The organism is Ferdinandcohnia sp. Marseille-Q9671, from assembly GCF_976954385.1.
The window spans coordinates 301,361-321,463 of the sequence record NZ_CDRJTA010000001.1 but is presented as its reverse complement, the minus strand read 5'-3'; the positions used below and the strand labels follow the sequence as shown (position 1 = coordinate 321,463).

The window sequence follows — 20,103 nt, the reverse complement described above, 5'->3', positions numbered from 1 at the left end:
TTTTTTTTGTGGGAATACGTAAGACAACTCGCGGCAATTCAGAATGAGTTAGTTTCAAATTTCCCACATCACAGAGGGATATTGTAGTTATAAAAACAAGTAGAATCGTTTTCCAGTCCTCGAGATGAAATATTCGCCTTCGTTTTCCCCTTATTAGGTGGTAGTGATAAAAAATATATGATAGGTTTGAAGAAGTACGAAATGTATGGTCCTAGGTAACATATACTAGATTGAATGAACTAAAGTTGAGGTATCGACAGATGAGTGATGAAATAAAGACGAATACTGGAAGTTATCAACTCTCAGAGCATAAAGCGGGACAATATTTTCAAGAGCTTTTTCAAAAGGTTAAGGATAAAAGCTACGTTTCAATGTTAACAGAAGATTTTCACTCCTGGAAGCAGGAACATATACAACTTTCAATTTTTCCCTTTAGGTCGAGTGGGAGGAAATCAGACACTCAAGGATACTACAACTATATCCGATGGCTACATTACACTGGAAAACTAGATCGCTACTTGGATCGAAGTATTTCATATATTTTTATGAGAGATATGGGCAAAGACCTACTTTCACCCGATACACAAGCTAGGATTACCAAAGTTGTTACCAACTTGAAAGATCACTTAATTCAAGCTTCTTCCAAAGATAGAAAAGACGAGATTGATATGTTTAGTATGGCTGGGTTATACAGGTGGGCTCAGAAGGAAGGTATTGAATCTAGTATCATTTGGTTGTTACATAAATTGAGAACTGTATCTTTCAATATCCCAGACGGAATGGATGCTACACATGCACAGCGGAAATTAATCAAAATTATAGCTGGGGTTATCATCAACGAGATAGAAGAAATGGACGAGAACCTTTCACATGCTGAACGTTCCAACAAACTTGATAAGGCTATTCGACTTGGCTATGCATATGGTCTTACGTACCCGTTTATTGATGATTTATTGGATGCTAATGTCTTGTCGGAAAAGGAAAAAAGCCAGTATTCCGATATGATAAGACGAACACTATTATCACAATCCGTGCCAGAATTAGGGGAATGGCCGGAGAAAAATAGGGAGTTGCTAGAATTTATTCATACCGAACTTACAGATGCCTTTCAATATATTAAAGCTCAGCAACAACCAGAGACATTAGAATCTTTTTTTGAACAATCTTATGTCTTTTTCCATTCCCAAGAAGTTGATCGGGATAAAGACCTATCGAATCCAATGTTCACAAATGAAGAGCTTTACGTCCCGATTATCCTTAAATCTTCATCCTCACGGTTAATCGTTCGTTCTTTACTCGGTGCTCCGGATGATGAAACGATTGATAATCGAACCTTTTGTTACGGGATTTACAACCAGCTTGCTGACGATTTTGCAGATATGTTTTCCGATTTGGAGGAAGGTGCGGTAACTCCCTATACCTATTACTATACCTATCACAAGAAACGTCCGGACTTGGTGAACCCCTTTGAGTTATATTGGACTGTAATTTCATACTTAATTCATCATGTGTACAATAGCGATTCGAAAGCTTGTGAAATAATTTTAGACAGAGCAATAAACGGATTGAAACGCTATAGAAAACGAGTCGGAAAGAAGACATATGAAGAAGTTATGGAAATATTTGCAGCGGGTAACCCAGCATTTAATCGTTTGATTCAAAAAATGGTTCGAAAGGCAGACGATGTTGATTTTTTTGACAAGCTCCTGCGTGACCATATGATTATGAATCTGAAAAATGAACGGATTGAACAGGACGATTTTTCTAAGATAATAAAAGAGGCAAGAAACCAAATAAACTCACTTTTACCTATTTCGAAGGACGACCATTTGATGAAAGAGCCGATAACAGATGCAGCCAATTACACTCTTAGTGGTAATGGGAAAAGATTGAGGCCAATTGTAACGTGGATGATGGGTCTAAAAGAATATGGATTAGATGAAATGGCAATAGCCCCACTATTAAAATCATTGGAGTATATGCATACTGCTTCATTAATCTTTGATGATCTTCCATCCCAAGATAATGCATCATTTCGACGGGGGCGACCAACACTACATCAATCTTATAATCCAGCGGTAGCTGAGTTAACAGGTCTCTTTCTAACTCAAAGGGCGACGTTTGAACAAGCATCTCTTACTCAATTTGATCCGAAGACGATCCTAACGTTGATTCAATATTCGGCCCAAATGACAGAGGACATGTGTAAGGGCCAAGCGATGGACTTAGATTCGAAGGGGAAAAAACTTTCACTGGAACAGTTGAATCTTATGTGTTTTTATAAAACTGGAAAAGGGTTTGAGGCTTCTCTTGTTATGCCTGCTATTCTTGCAAACGCTAGTGTAATAGAGATAGAAGCATTGAAGAAATTTGCGTATCACGCAGGAATTGCCTTTCAAATTAAAGATGATTTACTAGATGTTGAGGGAAATCAAAATTTATTAGGAAAAGCAGTTGGCCAAGATGCTGTAAATAATCATTCTACGTTTGTGTCTCTTTTAGGTATTGATGGTGCAAAGAAAGAGATGTGGGAACATTATTGTCTAGGAATGGAAGCCTTACAAGAGATTCAGTTGAAAACAACTTTTTTAAAGCAGATAATGAATTATTTTGTTCATAGGGATCATTAATGTAATCCTTCTCTCAAGCTGCTTGAGGGAGGGTTTTTTTTTGAAAAAAGTATAGGTAAAAGCACATTTTCTAAGTACAAGTTGATTGGCCTATGACGAATGAATACGATGCTAGTAGCCTACGGAATAAGGAGTGTTTACTAGATGTATTATTACGACCCGAATGGTCTAACGCCATATTCACAAACGCCATACCACACTGATAGCTATTATGATCTTGAAAATAACCGACAACTGGGTTCATTCCCTTTTTTCCCACCTCAAGGGGGAGGGCAAATGGGACCACCAAATCAAGGACCAGGAGCTGGACCACCATCTGCACCACCACCGTCGTATGTTCCAACTCAATCATTCCAACAATCACAAGCTTTCGCGGTAGATCCTGGTAGTATAAGAAGTTGTTTGTTTCGATATACCTATGTTTGGATGCGAGGCAATCGACAGTTTTGGTTCTATCCAACATTCGTTGGACGAAGATCTGTTTCAGGCTATAGATGGACTGGATTTAGATGGGTATACTTTGGCACGAGCTTGCGTCAAATTCAATCGTTTACTTGTATTTAAAAGTACGGGAAAAGAAACTCATAACTATTTTGTTTGTGGAATGTGAATTTCCTAATCAAACTAAAATTTTGAAACACAAACCTAGGTCAGGGTTTGTGTTTCTTTTTTTGTTAAATAATAAGGAAACCCAGGTTGCTTCTCAAATGTAAAGGGGAAAGATGGGTTTACAAAATCCTTTTATCTTTTTCACAATAACTCTTCCGTTTTCATTTAATTTTCATCATAGTATAGTATGGTTTGTACAAACTAATATATTGTACTAATTAAGAGGTGTTGAGAAATGAAGGTATTATTAGCAGAAGATGATGAATATTTAGGCGAATTAATTGTACATCTATTAAAGAAAAAGGGAGTAGAAAAAGTTGATTGGGTACAAGAAGGAGAAGACGCATTTGATTTCTCTCTAAGTTCTTATTACGATGTACTTATTTTAGACTGGATGATGCCAAATGGAGACGGAGTCACGATTTGTCGACGGTTACGATCAAAGGGGTATAGTGGAGCTATACTGATGTTAACCGCAAAGGATGCGGTGGCTGATCGGGTAGAAGGATTAGAATCGGGTGCTGACGATTATCTTGTAAAACCTTTTGAAATAGAAGAATTATATGCAAGGTTAAAGGCTTTATCGCGTAGGAACCTTTCACCAATTCAAGAGGAACTGGTTCTCATTAAAAATTTGGTTCTTAACAGATCAAGCCGTACTGTTTTTCGAAATAATGAGGAAGTCTTTCTAACCCCAAGGGAATTTCAGTTACTAGATATGTTAGTAAAAAATAAGGGCCAAGTACTAACAAGAGAAATTATCTTGGATCGGATTTGGGGTATTGAAGCAGATGTATCTATGAAAACGATTGATGCAACAGTAAAACTATTACGAAAGAAAATTGATAGTAATTCAAAAAATAGTCTCATTGAAACGATTCGTGGGGTGGGTTACAAGATTGAAATATAAGACGATGGTTGACAAATGGTTTTCATGGGACACAAAGGATGTTTTTAAACGGACCCAATTACGCCTAACTGTATTTTACAGTATCATCCTGACGATTTTTCTAATTGTATTTGCAGCAATTGTCCTTTTCATTTTATTTCAGGTGATAATAGGTGATGAAGAACGAAAAATAAATGAACTTGCAGATCATGAAATGTCTGAACTTCAACAAACATTACAAAGACAACGAGGTCAAAAGTTTAGACAAGAGAACCAAACTGTATTCTTAACGGAAAATCAATTGTTTTACTATGTTACAAACAAAGAGGGAGAATTAGTCATTGCTAATGAAACAATTAGTCCGTTACGCGCTTTATTTTTAGAACGAATCTCGGATTGGGAGAGTAGAAAGAATGAAATAAAGCAAGCATCCATTAATGTGCCAACCAATTCTGATGAGTACAGGCAATTTAGAGATTTTAATATGAGAGTACTAATGTTGGGAAGACCCATTAAGGCAAATGGCGATATTGTTGGTATGATGTACATTGGACTAGATATTTCATACATTAATACAATTTTTAAATGGGTCGTCATTGTCCTCTTTGCTTTAGCAATCATATTTATTGGTGTTGCTATATGGCTTAGCTACATTATGTCAAGAAAAGCACTAATTCCAATTGAAACTGCATACAATCAGCAGAGGGAATTTGTTGCAAATGCATCCCATGAGCTTCGTACCCCTCTTAGTGTTATTTTTTCTTCGATTGAAGCGTTAGAATTGGAAGAGAAGGAACAGGATGCTTTTACCCAGAAAATAATGAAGGGACTTAAGCTAGAAGTCAAACGCATGACGAAGTTGATCAATGATTTGTTAACACTTGCACGTTTGGACTCAGAACAAGAAAAAGCAGAATTATCAAAGCAGTGGTTTGATTTCCTTCCAGAAAGTAGATATGTAGTACAATCATTTAACGGTTTAGCATCTGAAAAACAAATCAAACTTACGTATGACACGGATGAGCCGTTATGGATTTTTGCTGATAGAGATAAACTCATTCAATTGTTATATATACTCATAGATAATGCAATAAAATATACAAATAGTGGTGGAGAGATATTAGTTCATTTTTCAATCATTCAGTATAAACAAGAGGGAAGCTTACGAATAGCGGTTAGTGATACAGGTGTAGGGATGAGTGAAGAAGACATATTACGTATTTTTGATCGTTTCTACCGAGCAAATAAAGCGAGAACAAGGAAAGAAGGAGGTTATGGGTTAGGATTGTCAATTGCGAAATGGATTGTAGATGCGCACAAAGGAAGGATACAGGTGAAAAGTGAATTAGGTATTGGTACAAAGTTTGAAGTAGATATCCCCTTTAAAATAAAAGACTAATGAGACGCAAAGACAAATTTATGTTTGTCCTTGCGTTTTTTTAATTTTTATCAAAGACTAATGTATTTTCACCAAATTTTCTTTTTTGACATTTATTATTCTTTATGTAGACAAGCGAGGAGGTGAAAGAAAATGAAGAAAAGAACCGTGTTTACTTTAATAGGTGGTGTATTGGCTTTCTTTCTCATTTTTAAGATCGGCCAATTTATTGTACATGCATTGATGTTTTCGCATCATGGAATGGGAGCCTTTAGGCATCATGGTGGACCAAGAGGTTTTCATCATGATGTTCAGGTTGGAAACATTCTCGGAAACCCTTTTGCTATTACTGGATGGGCAGTAGCAATTGTCCTTCCGATTGCATTAATCTTAATTGGATTCGTTCTATGGAAATCAGCAAAAAACAATGGACTAAAAAAATGGGCAGGCATATCTATTTTGGTAACAGGTATGATTCTATTGTTACCAAAGGTCATCCTTATTCCATTGACACTTATCGTTGCATATATGGCATGTAAGTCAAAACATAACAATGGGCAAGTAGACTTTTCTTATGACGGTAATGGACAAGCTGTTCAATCAAATACAGATTTCTTAGACCATTGGGAAAAGAAGACAAAAATGGAGGAATAGAAAATGGGTATATTTAAACGAGTCAAACGAGTTGTTGAGGCAGATTTACACGATGTGGTCGATAAAATGGAGAACCCTGTAAGCCTGGTAAAACAATATTTGCGTGAAGTGGAAGAACAAATTGAACAAGGGAAGATAGCGCTAAGTCAGCAATATGTAGTGGAAAAGAAATACGAGTTGCTTATTTCTGAGGCCGAGCAAACGATTGAAAAACGCGTAAGACAAGCAAAGTTGGCGTTATCTAAAGGTGAAGAGGAAATTGCAAAACTAGCTCTTCAAGAAAAAGTAGTAACGGAAAAGAAGCTCATCTCTTATAAAGAACATCTCGAATTAATAAGTGGAAAGACATCTGAATTAGTAGAGCAGTTACAATCACTTCAGCAGAAATATGAAGAATTGAAGCTTAAAAAGAATGAATTAATTTCAAGAACAAATGTTGCAGTAGCATTAAAAAATCTAAATCAATCAACTTCATCATTCAATGCAGATCAAGCAATTAGTGGATTTGCAAGAATGGAAGAAAAGGTTTGGGAACTGGAGGCTTCTGCAAAGGCGCATAGGACAATATCTGCATCTCCCATCAAGCCTGCACTTAACCCTTTAGTTGCAGCTGAAGTAGAAGAGGAATTACAAAAGCTGAAACAAAACGAATAGTTAGGTAAAATTCCTATCTTTAAATAAACGGACTATAGATGATTTTGCTTAGATCTTCTATAGTCTTTTTACTGTAAAGGAATATAGACAACTATTTCTAATGAAGTTTATCACTTTCACCAAATTTTCACCCTTACACGGTATTGTTAAGAATGGAAAAAGTAGTGAGTTGCAATCGACAAAAAACTAGGAGGAGTATTATATGAATAAAAAAACAATCACAAGTATCGCATTATCAGGTGTCATAACTTTAGGAGCTGCTCTAGCAGTTGGAACAAACGCATTTGCTGCAGAAACAAGTACAAATTCAGTTACAGAAAAAGCTCGAAATACATGGAACTCATTAAGTGAGGAGACTCAGGCAAAGGCACAGGAAATCATGGACGATTTGAAATCAAATTTATCAGATTTAGGTGTACAATTACCTGAAAAGGGTAAACGAGGCGATATGTTTGCAAACCTCGATGAAGCAACAAAAGAAAAGGCAGAAGCGATCATGCAACAGAAAAAGGCAGGTACACTCACAAATGAAGAAGCAGAGGCACAATTAGAAGAGTTAGGAATAGAGATGCCAATGAGAGGGAAAAAAGGTGACTTCTTCGCTAACCTAGATGAAGAGACAAAAGAAAAGGCAGAAGCGATTATGGAGGAGAAAAAAGCAGGTACAATCACAAGTGAGGAAGCAGAGACACAGCTAGCAGAGTTAGGAATAGAGATGCCAATAAGAGGGAAAAAAGATGACATCTTTACAAACCTAGATGAGGAGACAAAGGAAAAGGCAGGAGCAATTATGGAGGAGAAAAAAGCAGGTACAATTACACATGAAGAAGCAGTGGAACAGCTAGCTGAATTAGGAATCGAGTTACCGCAAAAAGGAAACCATAGGGATATCTTCGCAAACCTAGATGACGAGACAAAAGAGAAAGCGCAGGATTTAATTGATAATGCGTCCTCTTCACTAGAAGAACTAGGAGTTGAGCATTTGCCATTTGGTAAATTTAAAACCTCAGCTGAACAAACAGAATAGTCATAGATAAGATAGGGTGCTAAAAAAGCCCCTATTTTTTTGTGTTCAGTATAGCAGGGAAGCAAGATTTTATTTTAGTAGTAAACATAGTTATTAAGAAATTTAAAAAATGAGAAGGGAGGTTGAACTACTTGTCGAATATAATATATTCCAAGTTCAAATATGAGAGGAAGGAAGTATGGCGAAAGTACGTAGTCTATTACTGGTTATCATAGTCATTTTCTGTACAAGTATACAGACATCAGCATCAACATATTTCCAATTAGAGCCAGAAGAGGTTGTGAACCGTGCTGAAATAGTGGTGATAGGAAAATATAATTTTACAAGTGATCCTGTGCAAACTGAACATATTTTTCGAGGGTATGAGTTTCATGTGGATAAAATGATTAAAGGGGATGTCCCATCAGAAATAATTGCTGGAATAGATATGAATGACGTACCAGGTGCAAAGGAATTTCAAGAAGATGACGGTCAATTCTTATTATTCCTGGAAAAGGAAGAGTTAGAGAGTTTTCCAATTCCAGTTGTCGCACAAAATGGAATGGTCAAGATTCAAAACGGTGCTTTAGTTGACGAAGAGTTTGGAAAGAGAAGCTTTTATAAGAAATATTTGAATGAGCATGCACCTGAAATCTTAGAAGCTACTGCCACTTCTATAATTTATAATAGTATCGGTATAGCGTTTAGTATTATAGTGCTTCTTTTTCTATATGTAAAAAAGAAAAGGTCGAAGCACACGAAAGTAGTAGATTGAACTGCGGTTGATTATTCACAGTATATCTAAATATTAATTACTTTCTCCAGATTGTCTTGAAAGCGTTAGTCAGGCAAGGCGCACAGCCGATCGAAGACGCGAATAGAAGTTGACTTCATGAGCGGACGAGAGAGGCAAGCAACGCAGTATGCGAGCGTTTGTCAACAGTCGAAAAAGGATCTCAATTCAGAGATCCTTCGTTTTCTTGAGCAAGACTATTTTCTAGAAGTCGAAGTAAAGCTTTATCCAAAGTAAAAGTAGAGTATTGTTTCAGTGTATTGACAAATAGCTCTTTCAATTTGCTAGCTGAAGTCAACAAATTCTTAGCTGATATTTCAGTAGGATAGGTTAGTAGAAATTCCTTAACAAAACTAGGGTCCAATGTGTCGTAAGCTTTAAATTGATGAAGCTTCTTATTCTCGTTCATGGCTTGTGTAATCAAGGTATACGTTCTCATTGTCTCAAGTAGACGTAGTGCATAGATTAGATTGTTTCGCTTCAGCTCTTTGGCAAAGCTCATGGCAGAATATGTGAATTCGAAAGGAATGTCGATATCGATGTCATACTTTACTGTTTTTGATAAAAAATTATCATTTTCACGGTTCATTTTTTCAGAGACTACCCCAGTTTTGTCGACAATTACTTTCCACAGTGGTGACTTTACAGATAAAAATTCCCTTGGAACAATAGAAATATTAAATTCTAATTTGTTTTCCAATAACACGATAAGAAGATATATGTCCTTGCTAAATTGTTTTTCTTTTATATAAATTGGTTTGTATTCACTCATGGAGTGATGAATACGCTCTTTGGTTGCCGACGCATCCTCAATTTTAGTAGTGGCTACCATTAAATCAATATCAGAATACTCATCATTATATCCATCTACGCCTGAACCAATCTGGATAATGCCCTCAACTAGGTTTATAGACTCTATTTTTTCAATCGTTTTACGTAAATATGTCTGTCTCTCTGCAGTACTATACATCCTGTACCTCCTTATCTACCTGTTTGACCATTACAATATGCGGACCAATCGGTGGGTAATCAAATACGTCACCATGTGGTTCAAATCCTAATTTTTCATAATACTCCTGAACAGTTGTACGCCCCTTGCACCATAAGATTTCAATACCTAATTCCTTTATGATTGTTTCTGCAAAACGAACGACTGCCCGTCCAGCACCTAGTTTTCGATATGCATCAAGTGTTGCCATTGCCCTAAGGCGATATTGTTTCTTAGTTGGAAAATCAGGATTCATTTCAGTACAAAATGATGCAATGCTAACGAGAGTGCCTTTATAAAAAGCTCCAATATGAAAACCACCTGGTTCGTGATCAGTATCATACATACAGTCTTCCAATGATTGGTGAGGTCGTAACACTCTATGTCTAATATCATAGGTCATTTCTGGTTCAATTTTTTTAACTTGTAGCATGGTATCCTCCAATCATATCGTGCTAAATGTATAATTCTTTTTATATTGAATATTCCCTGCTAAAAATGCTGTAATATTTTGTAAATAAAAAGGAAATTTGTGTTCTGTATAGAATGTAGATTTTTAGATGATATGAAAATTACAGGAAAAGAGGGTAAGCATGGAAGAGGTAAGTAAGTTGCACCATATTGAAGCAGCAAAACAATTCGTTTTTATGCGTTTTCCGAACTGCCAAGCTGCCTTATTAGCGGGAAGTGTAGTACGGAACGAGAGTACCGAAACGTCGGATTTAGATATTATTGTCTTTGATAATATGTTTTCTTCTTCATATCGAGAATCTGTTGTTGAGTTCGGATGGGCAATTGAAGTGTTTGTTCATACTACCACTTCATATAAAGTGTACTTTGAAAGTGATGCAAAGAGGGCAAGGCCATCTATGCCAAGAATGGTAGCTGAAGGCTTAGTGCTCAAAGACAATGGAATACTGGATTCAATAAAGCAAGAAGCTCGTGATATTTTACTTCAAGGGCCAGAAGCTTGGACAACAGACACCATTAAAGTAAAAAGATATTTCTTAACAGATGCACTATATGATTTTATAGGTTGTGAAAATAGAAGAGAAGGACTATTTATAGCGAGTAGCCTTGCTGAATTGACATGTGAATTTGTTTTGCGAACAAACGGAAAATGGATCGGTACCTCAAAATGGGTATATCGTTCCTTAAGGGAGTATGATGAGACGTTTGCGGATACATTTGTGAAGGCGTTTGACGCTTATTTTAAAACTGGTAAGAAAGAGTCGATAGTGCAACTTGTTGACGACGTTTTGGCACCATATGGTGGACGATTATTTGAAGGTTTTTCGATTGGCAAATAGGAATGGAGGTAGAACATGACTCTTGAAATTCTTACACAAAATAAGAAAAGTTGGGACATTGTAGCCCATCATTTTAATGGAAAGGATGCTCTTCCAAGTTATGGTCCGTTTACCCAAACGGAAGATGAACTAAAACTATTTGGTGATGTATTGAATAAGAAGGTTTTGGATATAGGTTGTGGGAGTGGACATTCATTACGGTATATGAAGGAGAAGTGTGCAGGTGAGTTGTGGGGCATAGATTTATCAGACACGCAAATCGCCACAGCGAGAGAAACGCTTCATGGGCTCGAGCATCACTTATTTTGTGCACCAATGGAGGATGAAATAGGTATACCTAAGGGATACTTTGATATCGTCTATTCGATTTATGCAATTGGTTGGAGTACTAATTTATCAGCAACATTACAATTAATATACTCGTATGTTAAACCAGGTGGGACGTTTATCTTTAGTTGGGATCACCCGTTATATTCACATTTGAAAAGCGAAGGCGGTAGAATGTATCTGGATGGGTCTTACCAGAAGGAGGGAACCATTAGGTACCCAAATTTTAAAGGGGAAGACGCACCTATGGTGATTCCAACACGAAAACTGAGTACATATATAAATGAGTTGATACAAGTCGGGTTCACAATTGATAGAGTGATAGAAAGTGATGTCTCAAAAAGTTTTGATTCATACGAAGATGAGATATCTGATCGATATTATTCCTTATACAAAGCAAGAAGATTTCCTTCAACAATAATTATCAAGGCTTCGAAAGGATGAGAAGAACATATTTACTATATAAGGGGTGACGTATTTTGGGTTCACGAATTATGCATCTAATCATTGCCAATAAAATTGCAGATCGTCTTTCTCAGCTAGATAGATCGTCGTTTTTACTGGGAGGGATTGCTCCAGATGCTGTCTCACCAAAGGACTTATCACATTTTTATCGTGGAGATGTAGCAGATTATACAAGAAAGATAGATTATACAAAATTCATACATAAGTATCGTTCATTAAACCAAAACCATTATATACTAGGCTATTATTCTCACTTAATCGCGGACGATATCTGGTTAAAAGGATTTTATTTGCCTTGGCTTAAAAACAGAATGGAGGCAGACCCAACCATATTACACATGTATCACAATGACTTTGCGTTACTTAATGGAAAACTCCTTGAGTACTATGGACTTACAGACAGGTTAAAAGAAGAGCTTAAACATAGTGACATGTCAATCATTGGTATAGATGAGGTTACAGTTGAAAATGTAAGACATTTCATTCCAGCTGTCTTAGGGGATATGGAGTACAGCAAAGAAGATATAGTTAAAAAATTGAATGTATTTACATTTGATATGATTATCGGTTATATAGAGACGTCAGTGGACGTAGGTTACCAAAATAGTAAGAAATATATTGGCAATTAAGTTTCGCAAGAGGGTGAGTTTCTGGCAGTTACTAAACTTTTTCATGTTAAAGAAAGATAGATTAGAAGTAATCGCAGTAGGGGAGTACAAATATGTAAAACTACTGAAGGAGACTCGAAAAGGTTATTTATATTATTAACTGGTAAGGAGTTAAGAGCAAAGTGAGCTATATATCTGAACTGAGAAAATTTATTGGCAACAAGCCTATTATTACAGTTGGAGCAACAATACTTGTGATAAACAATAAAAAGGAAATCCTGTTTCAACATCGCTCAGACACGTTAGATTGGGGATTACCCGGGGGTTCAATGGAACTCGGGGAAACATTAGAAGAAGTCGCTGCTCGTGAACTAAAAGAGGAAACTGGGCTACTCGCCAATCGTTTTGAATTAATCGAAGTATTCTCTGGTCCGCGTTACTATTTTCAATACCCTAACGGCGATGAAACATATAGTGTAATTCATTTATTTCATGCAAACGAAGTTTGTGGAGAACTAGAAATGACGGATGGAGAAAGTTTACAATTACAATTTTTCAGTAAAGAAAACCTTCCTACCAATCTTGAAAAAAGGGCGAATGCCATAATTGAAGAGATGGGTCCTAGGTTGTGGGATTTGAAGGGTTCATTAGTAGATAAGTAAATAGATTATTTTTTGAGCATAACCTATTTTTGCAGGATTAATTTATTTTTTAAAGGTGGTTTTACAATGGGGCAATACATTTCTATTCATAATGCAAAACTCTGGACTGAAAAAAGAGGAAATGGTGTACCTGTCATCTTACTGAGCGGAGGGCCAGGAACATACAATTATTTAGAACCAGTAGCAGCCCTCATAGATGATGCATGCGAAGTAATCATGTTTGATCCTAAAGGTTGTGGACGTTCCACATCGAATGGAGAGGGGTATGAACTACAATCTTGCCTCGAAGATATTGAGAGAATTCGAACCCATTATGACATCACAAAATGGATTGTCATTGGACACTCTTGGGGTGCTGATGTAGGGTTGGCTTATTCACTTTTATATTCTCAGTCTACTTTGGGGTATGGATCAATATCGGGTACTGGTATTCAAAATGACAGAGATTGGAAGGAAGCCTATAAACAAAAAAAGCTTGAAATTGGAGAGGAGTTGCCTGATTTTGCTTTTGAAGTAAATAAGAAGGTTCATCGTTCACTTATCAATTCTTGGCGAAGCTTTATCAAAAGACCCACATTATTAAAAGAAATCTCACAACTAGAAATACCCTCCTTGTTTGTCTACGCTGCCAATGACATTCGCCCATCTTGGCCCATTAAGCAGATCTCAAATCTGATTAAAAATTCTACATATATCGAAATAGAAGATACTGAGCATTATATTTGGTTATGTAATAAAGAGAAACTAAGGGAAATCCTTAGGGAATTTATCGAGAACTTATGAGTATTGCCTACAAAAGAAATAGTAAAATCAAATTTTTAAGCAATTTACATAATTTTTTATAAATTCGAGCAATATGATTGACAGAAAACAATCTATCTTATTACTATTATGTTATAAGGACGAAAGATAATAAAACATAACATAAATTAGTTGAGATGGGAAGTGAAGAGTATGGAGCTTAAGGCGAAGAGAAGTGAATTAATTGAAGTTGCAAAGGGAAATATTCCTGCTGATCTGTTTATTAAGGGCGGTACGGTGATTAACGTTTATTCCGGTGAGTTTTTAAAGCTTAATGTTGCTGTCTACAAGGACAGTATCGCTTATGTTGGAGAAAGTGAAGCAGCAATTGGTGTTCAGACAAAAGTAATTGATGCAGAAGGCAAATATGTATCCCCTGGATTTATTGAAGCACACTCTCATCCATGGGTTGTATACAACCCTATCAGTATAACAAGTAAAGTAGTTCCTCTTGGAACCACGACAACAGTCAATGATAATCTGTTTTTCTATTTACATATGGGAGCAAGCGGATTTAGAAACATGATTCATGACCTAAAGTCGTTACCAGGTAACTTTCTATGGCTAGTAAGACTTGTGTCACAAGCAGATTATCCGGGGGAAAGAGAGTGGTACAACCATGAGGATATACAAGGACTTCTCAAATTAGATGATGTTGTGGGTTCAGCGGAGGTTACGCGTTGGCCACTTCTTTATAACGGCGATCCATTTTTACTAGATACGATGGACTTTGTGAAAAAAATAGGGAAGGTATCTGATGGGCATACGTCTGGTTGTTCCTATGAAAAATTAAATGCAATTGTGGCATCAGGTGTTACAGCATGTCACGAGGCGATTACGGCAAAAGAAGCTCTAGACCGACTTCGACTCGGAATGTGGACAACGTTACGTAATAGCTCGTTACGTCCGGACCTTGAAGAAGTCATAAAAATGATTACAGAAGGCAATGTGAACACAAGCAGAATTATCATGACAACGGATGGACCACATCCTGGGTTTATCGAAAGAGAAGGGTTTGTAGAGGGTCTTGTTCGTCAAGCGGTTGAACTCGGAGTTCCCGTAATGGATGCGATTCAAATGGTGACAATTAATGCTGCGACATATCTTCGATTGGAGGATTATATCGGTGGCATTGCTCCTGGAAGAAAGGCGGATATACTCTTACTTCCGAATCTTGTGGATTTTCGTCCAGATCTGGTTGTTGCCGGTGGAGAGGTTGTAGCTCAAAATGGTCAGTTGTTGGCATCGATGCCTGATATTGAGTGGAGTAAGTACGTAGTTCGTGAGGCGTTTGATTTCCCTAAATCAATACTTGAAAATCCGGAGCTTTATCAATATCCACATTCTAATGAAAACGAGCCAATCCCAGTGTCTTATTTTAGAAGTAATGTTATTACTCAGAGGAAGGACACATTGATACCTTCCGTGAACGGTTCTGCTGACCTTTCGAATCATGAAGGTCTTCTTTATGCAGCCTTACTTGATCGGAAAGGCAATTGGGTGAGTAGAGCAATCCTTGAAAGGTTTGCTGTTACACTGGATGGCATGGCATCAACATATAATACAACGACGGAATTACTGGTTGTCGGTAGGCATCATGACTCAATGGCAAAAGCAGCTACAAGGGTTCATGAAATCGGAGGCGGTATTGTAATCGTTGATGGAGACGAGATTATTCTAGAAATTCCTTTACTATTGACCGGAATGATGACTACCAATCCTTCATTTGATAAGGCAGTTGAGTATCATGATGAGTTACTTCAAATCTTACAGGACAGAGGATTTCCATTCCATGATATTTTGTATACCCTATTGTTTTTAACGTGCGACTTCTTACCCGGATTAAGGTTGGTGCCATACGGGTTGTATGAAGTGAAGCGGGATGAGATATTATTGAAGGCAGAGGCGTTTGGTACAGGGGTTGTGAAATAGGAGTTTGATAGAAAAGTAATTTCACAATCGTACTAAAAATCTTCTAAGGAGATGCTTCTACTTCTTTGTATTTTATTGAAATGAGAAGTCTAGGTATTATTTAAAGGCTCAGAAACTTGTATACACCGAATAACTGGTCATTATCCAGTTGTTCGGTTTTTTTAGTGACTGTTGGAAATTCTTACAAAATGGTAAAATACGAATATAGTAGTGAATGGGGGAAAACCATGAGTAAATACATAGATAGATTACAAGCGTTTTTACCGGTGAAGGCATATGAAAAGATCTCATCGTATGACGAGAATTTATTCGATATACTTGATGCAGCGACTGATGAAGAAATCGGGAATTATTATGTAAACGACAAGGGAGACCTTTCAAGCTTCTCTTTCTTAGAAAAACCTGCAGAAGGAAATGTAACAAAAGAAGAAATGGCTGCTTTAGCCAAAAGGTTCACGAACACTTTTTACCCAGGTCAGACAGAATACGAGCTATCAGCTATTCTAGATTTGGACAATCCATATATGGTCGTATTTGAAAAAAGAGAAAAAAAATACGGTTTGTTTTTACATAGTTCAGGATTTACCATTACTATTTCAACAGCTGGTCAAATTACCGGTTTTTATTATGCAGACGAAGAATTTGAAATCCGGTATCCTGATCGTGTGATCACAGAAGAGGAAGCGTTAGAGACTTATGTAAAGGGACTTGATTTTGAGCTAAGTATCCAACAGTTTGATAAGGATGTATATAAAAACGGTGATCATCACTATCACCTTGCTTATAGTGTTGTGGAATACATAATGGACATTCCTGCGGATGGGTCTGAACCAGCAAGCTTTCGTGAAGAATTTGAATTGGAGCCTACATTCATACAGCAACAGTCTCCTGGTAAAGAAATCTATGAATTAGTTGGATTATCAACTGAATATAGACTTCTAGAAACAAAGCTCGAGGAAGGAAAACGAATTGAGGTATGGTCCAAGCGAGACGGTGTTGATTCCTATTCTTTTGAAATGGAAGAGGCCGATAATCATGTGGTGAAGCTCTGTTTCGATGATAAAACAGGGATACTTCTGCACCTTTTAAGTGGGGAGGAGTTTGAAGCGGAAGGGGAGGAAATCAGTCTTGAAAGTGCTAAAGAAATAGCATTGGACATGATATTTCAGCTATTCCCTGACACTCATGAACGATTCCGACTAGAGATTCTCGATGACAATGAAGAAGAAGCGGACTTTGATGAAGATGAGATTGTGGGCGAAAATGTAGAAAACGATGAGGAATTTACGGAAGATGACTTTGATGAAGATGTGGATTGGGACGAGGAATATATTGAGGAAGAGCCGTCCTATACCTTTTATTTTCACCTCTATCATAATGGCCTAAGAGTGGACCAACATGTGTCAATGCTACGTGTAGGAAAATCAACAGGGAAAGTAACTCATCTTATACTTGATGTTCCTTCCTATGATTTATATGGACAGCTACCAACAAAACCAGTTATTTCTAAGGCTGAAGCAAAGAAAATCTATCAAAAGAATTTGAAGTTGGATCTTATGTTTACGAGGGAGTACGACGAAGACGAAAAGTCGATTTATTCACTTGCCTATGTTCCATCCTTTCCAGCATCAGTTGGCCATGTGCGAGCGATTGATGCGGTCAGCGGTGAAGCAATTTTTGTTGATGTGGGAGATGCGACGTTTTTTGACTGAACATACAAAGACAAAGTTTATGAATAGAAAGTGAGATGTGCCTATGTTTGGGGAATTTGTAAAATCTTTATTTGAGAGAGGAAATATCATTCGATTTGAATTAGATGATTGGTATAAGTGGTACAAAGAACCACAGAAATTTCATCGTGCCGTGGTGTTACACCTTGAAAAAGAGGGAAAACAGGTAGAAACAATTTCTATAACCAATACCGTGACTAGTAATAAGATTTCAATTCTACTTATTGATGGAGTAAAATATGAACTTAACGTAGCAGTTAATCAACCTAATTTAGGTCCTACTCAATCTGTTGTTTTGAAAAAAATTATTGAGGAATAGAACGTGAGCAGTGGACGTTTTTTTTCCACTGCTTTGTACATTTAATGTGTTTTCATTCCAATCACGAAACCTTTCATGATTTATATCGTAAAATATTATTAAAAATAAAGCATAAGGAGTAGACAAATGAACATCGACAGAAAAAAATATTTAGTAATCATGCCTCCATTCCTTATAGTTGCAATTATATTGTTCATTTATCTCCCATCAGACAAGAAGGGGTTCTCTATTTTTGCAATATTGGCAGCTTGGCTTGTATACTATGGTTGGAAATATATTGAGAAAAAAGGAAAAGCGAATGACCCAATCTCGTAATTGGGTTATTTATTTGTCTGTTTTTAAAAGAGTGGATTCACTCAATACTGTTTTTTTCCTACAACAAACCCGTTAAACACTTATACCACTGCTATTTTTACATATTTAGCAGTCAATTCTGCTCCTATTTACATAAACCTTTAAAAATCATTTTACATACAGTAGGGGGGTATAGTACACTAAGTGATATAACCAGTAAGCAAGTGAGGGATGGACATGGTAGACGAAGTGAAAAAAATAAAGCTTGCCGTAAATGGAGGAATAGGGTTTGGGGCAAAGCTTACGTCAAAACAACTGATAACAATCTCAAAATATATGAATGATGATGACGAACTGGAACTAACTACGTTCCAACAACTCTATATCGAAATTCCAGAAACAAAAAAAGAAGAAATTATTGAGGAGTTTCAACGAGTAGGATTAGCCTGTTACCCAGTTGGTAACTTTGTTAAAAGTTTGCGAACTTGTAATTTTTGCAAAGGGGAAGAAGAAGAAGGGATGCCTGTTGCGAAAGAGATAAATCGCCGAATAGCAGGGAAAGCAGTTCCTTTTACACTAAAGGTAGCATATACAGGTTGTCCGGTTGGCTGCGGTGAACCTATGGTAAGTGACATCGGTGTTATGAAAATAAGAGATTCTTACAATCTATATGTTGGTGGTAAAGCGAAAGGAAAAGACGCTGAAGTTGGTACATTACTGATGGAAAGTCTATCTCCGGAAACATTGTACGAAACAATTGAGAATATCATCTCTGTTTATTCCCAACAAGGTAAAAAGCGAGAAAATTTTTCAAGATTTATTAAGCGTGTGGGCGTAGAGACATTAGTAAAGTAAACGTAAAGTCCAAAGTATTGACCACTTTTTATAGGTCAATACTTTGGACTTTTTTGTGTCTCTACTTATGTAACAATTTCTCCATGATCATGACATCTACAAATTTATCATTCAGCTTGCCTTGGTTTTTGAATACACCCACCTCTCTGTATCCAGATTTTTTGTATAATGATTGCCCTAATTCGTTAAAAGGGAAGGTAAAAAGAACGATTTTATGAAAATTATTTTGTACAGCAACCGATTCGATTTCTTTTAGTAATCTACTCCCAACACCACGTCCACGGTATTCTCTAAGTATATAAATGGATAAATCGGCAACACCGTCATATGCACGTCGAGCAGAATAGGGATTTAATGAGCTCCAGCCAACAACTTTTTCATTCACCATCGCGACGATGACTGAATATCGTTGTCTATGCTGCTCAAACCACTGCTTCATGTAATGAAAATCTTTTTGATCCGTTTCCAATGTTGCAATCCTGTCCTCTATGCCTTCATTATATATGGATAAAATAGCTTCCAAATCTTTTTCGGTGGCAAGTCTCGCTTTAATTTCTATCCCCAAAGGTCCCACTCCTATTGTATTTTCTACTGTTATTTTACACGTTCTAAAAATAGTTGCAATCTGAAAATAAAATAACTTGCAAACTGCAACTATATGTTGTATAAATATATCAAGAGGTGAAAATAATGGAAACCGAAAACCTAAGAAGCTTGTTTCAAATGTTTGTTCGTCGGTTCGGATTTCTCCATGAGCAATGCTGTGATAGCTGTTGTGGGGAAGATATTAGTTTGTTACAAAGTCATATCCTATATGAAATAACAAGGCAGAAGCAACCATCCATGCAGGAGGTGGCTGGAGCGTTAGGTATAGATATTACAACGTTTAGCCGGCAAATCAAAACACTGGTAGACAAAGACCTTGTAAAGAAGACACCTCATCCAGATGATAACCGAGTTAATATCCTGTCCCTTACACAAAAAGGGAAGTCAATGGAATCGAATATTGATCGTACGATGAACGATTATTTAACACATATCCTGTCTCATTTAAGTGAATACGAAAGAGACTCGGTGATTAGGTCTGTTCAATTATTAGATGATGCCATGAAAAAATCTCAAGGTTTTTCTTGTCCTCCTAGATAGGAGGATTATATTTCGGATAATACTTGCAAAATGCAAATAATTAAGGAGTGTTA

The 20,103-nt window shown here is 36.8% G+C and carries 22 protein-coding genes; 19 read left to right on the top strand and 3 right to left on the bottom strand.

Going from position 1 to position 20,103, the window contains the following annotated elements; translation table 11 throughout:
* Positions 1-260: 260 nt before the first annotated feature.
* The 8 genes from ACWNMY_RS01720 (at position 261) to ACWNMY_RS01685 (ending at position 8,595) form a co-directional block, all read left to right on the top strand.
* Positions 261-2,630, top strand: a complete 2,370-nt coding sequence (locus ACWNMY_RS01720) for a polyprenyl synthetase family protein (protein WP_449536561.1) — start codon at positions 261-263, stop codon at positions 2,628-2,630.
* Positions 2,631-2,774: 144 nt separating this feature from the next.
* Positions 2,775-3,194, top strand: coding sequence for a hypothetical protein (locus ACWNMY_RS01715; RefSeq protein WP_449536560.1), 420 nt, complete (start codon positions 2,775-2,777; stop codon positions 3,192-3,194).
* A gap of 280 nt (positions 3,195-3,474) precedes the next feature.
* The gene (locus ACWNMY_RS01710) at positions 3,475-4,149 is read left to right on the top strand and encodes a response regulator transcription factor (protein ID WP_449536559.1); all 675 of its coding nucleotides are present in this window, start codon (positions 3,475-3,477) and stop codon (positions 4,147-4,149) included.
* Positions 4,139-5,527 (top strand): sensor histidine kinase, encoded by a 1,389-nt coding sequence (locus ACWNMY_RS01705; RefSeq protein ID WP_449536558.1) that lies wholly within the window; start codon positions 4,139-4,141, stop codon positions 5,525-5,527. Before ACWNMY_RS01710 ends, ACWNMY_RS01705 begins: the two co-directional genes overlap by 11 nt.
* A gap of 132 nt (positions 5,528-5,659) precedes the next feature.
* Complete coding sequence (locus ACWNMY_RS01700) at positions 5,660-6,160, top strand: hypothetical protein (protein WP_449536557.1); 501 nt, start codon at positions 5,660-5,662, stop codon at positions 6,158-6,160.
* A 3-nt stretch (positions 6,161-6,163) separates the two neighbouring features.
* Complete coding sequence (locus ACWNMY_RS01695; RefSeq protein WP_449536556.1) at positions 6,164-6,814, top strand: PspA/IM30 family protein; 651 nt, start codon at positions 6,164-6,166, stop codon at positions 6,812-6,814.
* 202 nt (positions 6,815-7,016) lie between these two features.
* Entirely contained in the window at positions 7,017-7,841 is an 825-nt protein-coding gene (locus tag ACWNMY_RS01690; protein ID WP_449536555.1) for a hypothetical protein, read from the top strand.
* 178 nt (positions 7,842-8,019) lie between these two features.
* On the top strand, positions 8,020-8,595 hold the full coding sequence (locus ACWNMY_RS01685) for a hypothetical protein (protein WP_449536554.1): 576 nt from the start codon (positions 8,020-8,022) through the stop codon (positions 8,593-8,595).
* Between the two features lie 181 nt (positions 8,596-8,776).
* On the opposite strand, the gene ACWNMY_RS01680 is transcribed toward ACWNMY_RS01685, so the two are convergent.
* Complete coding sequence (locus tag ACWNMY_RS01680; protein WP_449536553.1) at positions 8,777-9,583, bottom strand: aminoglycoside 6-adenylyltransferase; 807 nt, start codon at positions 9,581-9,583, stop codon at positions 8,777-8,779.
* Complete coding sequence (locus tag ACWNMY_RS01675; RefSeq protein ID WP_449536552.1) at positions 9,576-10,034, bottom strand: GNAT family N-acetyltransferase; 459 nt, start codon at positions 10,032-10,034, stop codon at positions 9,576-9,578. Before ACWNMY_RS01675 ends, ACWNMY_RS01680 begins: the two co-directional genes overlap by 8 nt.
* A gap of 160 nt (positions 10,035-10,194) precedes the next feature.
* Between ACWNMY_RS01675 and ACWNMY_RS01670 the strand changes: the two genes are divergently transcribed.
* The 10 genes from ACWNMY_RS01670 to ACWNMY_RS01625 all read left to right on the top strand — a co-directional run bounded on the left by ACWNMY_RS01670 (position 10,195) and on the right by ACWNMY_RS01625 (position 18,904).
* On the top strand, positions 10,195-10,911 hold the full coding sequence (locus tag ACWNMY_RS01670; RefSeq protein WP_449536551.1) for a nucleotidyltransferase domain-containing protein: 717 nt from the start codon (positions 10,195-10,197) through the stop codon (positions 10,909-10,911).
* Between the two features lie 15 nt (positions 10,912-10,926).
* The gene (locus ACWNMY_RS01665; RefSeq protein ID WP_449536550.1) at positions 10,927-11,682 is read left to right on the top strand and encodes a class I SAM-dependent methyltransferase; all 756 of its coding nucleotides are present in this window, start codon (positions 10,927-10,929) and stop codon (positions 11,680-11,682) included.
* Positions 11,683-11,717: 35 nt separating this feature from the next.
* Entirely contained in the window at positions 11,718-12,332 is a 615-nt protein-coding gene (locus ACWNMY_RS01660) for a zinc dependent phospholipase C family protein (protein ID WP_449536549.1), read from the top strand.
* 161 nt (positions 12,333-12,493) lie between these two features.
* Positions 12,494-12,973: an NUDIX hydrolase gene (locus ACWNMY_RS01655; protein ID WP_449536548.1), complete on the top strand. Its 480-nt coding sequence runs from the start codon at positions 12,494-12,496 to the stop codon at positions 12,971-12,973.
* A 66-nt stretch (positions 12,974-13,039) separates the two neighbouring features.
* On the top strand, positions 13,040-13,756 hold the full coding sequence (locus ACWNMY_RS01650) for an alpha/beta fold hydrolase (RefSeq protein ID WP_449536547.1): 717 nt from the start codon (positions 13,040-13,042) through the stop codon (positions 13,754-13,756).
* Positions 13,757-13,927: 171 nt separating this feature from the next.
* Positions 13,928-15,706 (top strand): adenine deaminase C-terminal domain-containing protein, encoded by a 1,779-nt coding sequence (locus tag ACWNMY_RS01645; protein ID WP_449536546.1) that lies wholly within the window; start codon positions 13,928-13,930, stop codon positions 15,704-15,706.
* Between the two features lie 227 nt (positions 15,707-15,933).
* Positions 15,934-17,418, top strand: a complete 1,485-nt coding sequence (locus tag ACWNMY_RS01640) for a YcdB/YcdC domain-containing protein (protein WP_449536545.1) — start codon at positions 15,934-15,936, stop codon at positions 17,416-17,418.
* 43 nt (positions 17,419-17,461) lie between these two features.
* Positions 17,462-17,755 (top strand): hypothetical protein, encoded by a 294-nt coding sequence (locus ACWNMY_RS01635; RefSeq protein WP_449536544.1) that lies wholly within the window; start codon positions 17,462-17,464, stop codon positions 17,753-17,755.
* A 126-nt stretch (positions 17,756-17,881) separates the two neighbouring features.
* A complete protein-coding gene (locus ACWNMY_RS01630; protein WP_449536543.1) occupies positions 17,882-18,070 on the top strand; it encodes a hypothetical protein in 189 nt (62 codons plus the stop codon).
* 216 nt (positions 18,071-18,286) lie between these two features.
* Positions 18,287-18,904, top strand: a complete 618-nt coding sequence (locus tag ACWNMY_RS01625) for a nitrite reductase (protein WP_449536542.1) — start codon at positions 18,287-18,289, stop codon at positions 18,902-18,904.
* A gap of 61 nt (positions 18,905-18,965) precedes the next feature.
* On the opposite strand, the gene ACWNMY_RS01620 is transcribed toward ACWNMY_RS01625, so the two are convergent.
* On the bottom strand, positions 18,966-19,469 hold the full coding sequence (locus tag ACWNMY_RS01620) for an arsinothricin resistance N-acetyltransferase ArsN1 family A (protein ID WP_449536541.1): 504 nt from the start codon (positions 19,467-19,469) through the stop codon (positions 18,966-18,968).
* A gap of 125 nt (positions 19,470-19,594) precedes the next feature.
* Between ACWNMY_RS01620 and ACWNMY_RS01615 the strand changes: the two genes are divergently transcribed.
* Positions 19,595-20,050, top strand: a complete 456-nt coding sequence (locus ACWNMY_RS01615; protein ID WP_449536540.1) for a MarR family winged helix-turn-helix transcriptional regulator — start codon at positions 19,595-19,597, stop codon at positions 20,048-20,050.
* Positions 20,051-20,103 lie beyond the last annotated feature (53 nt).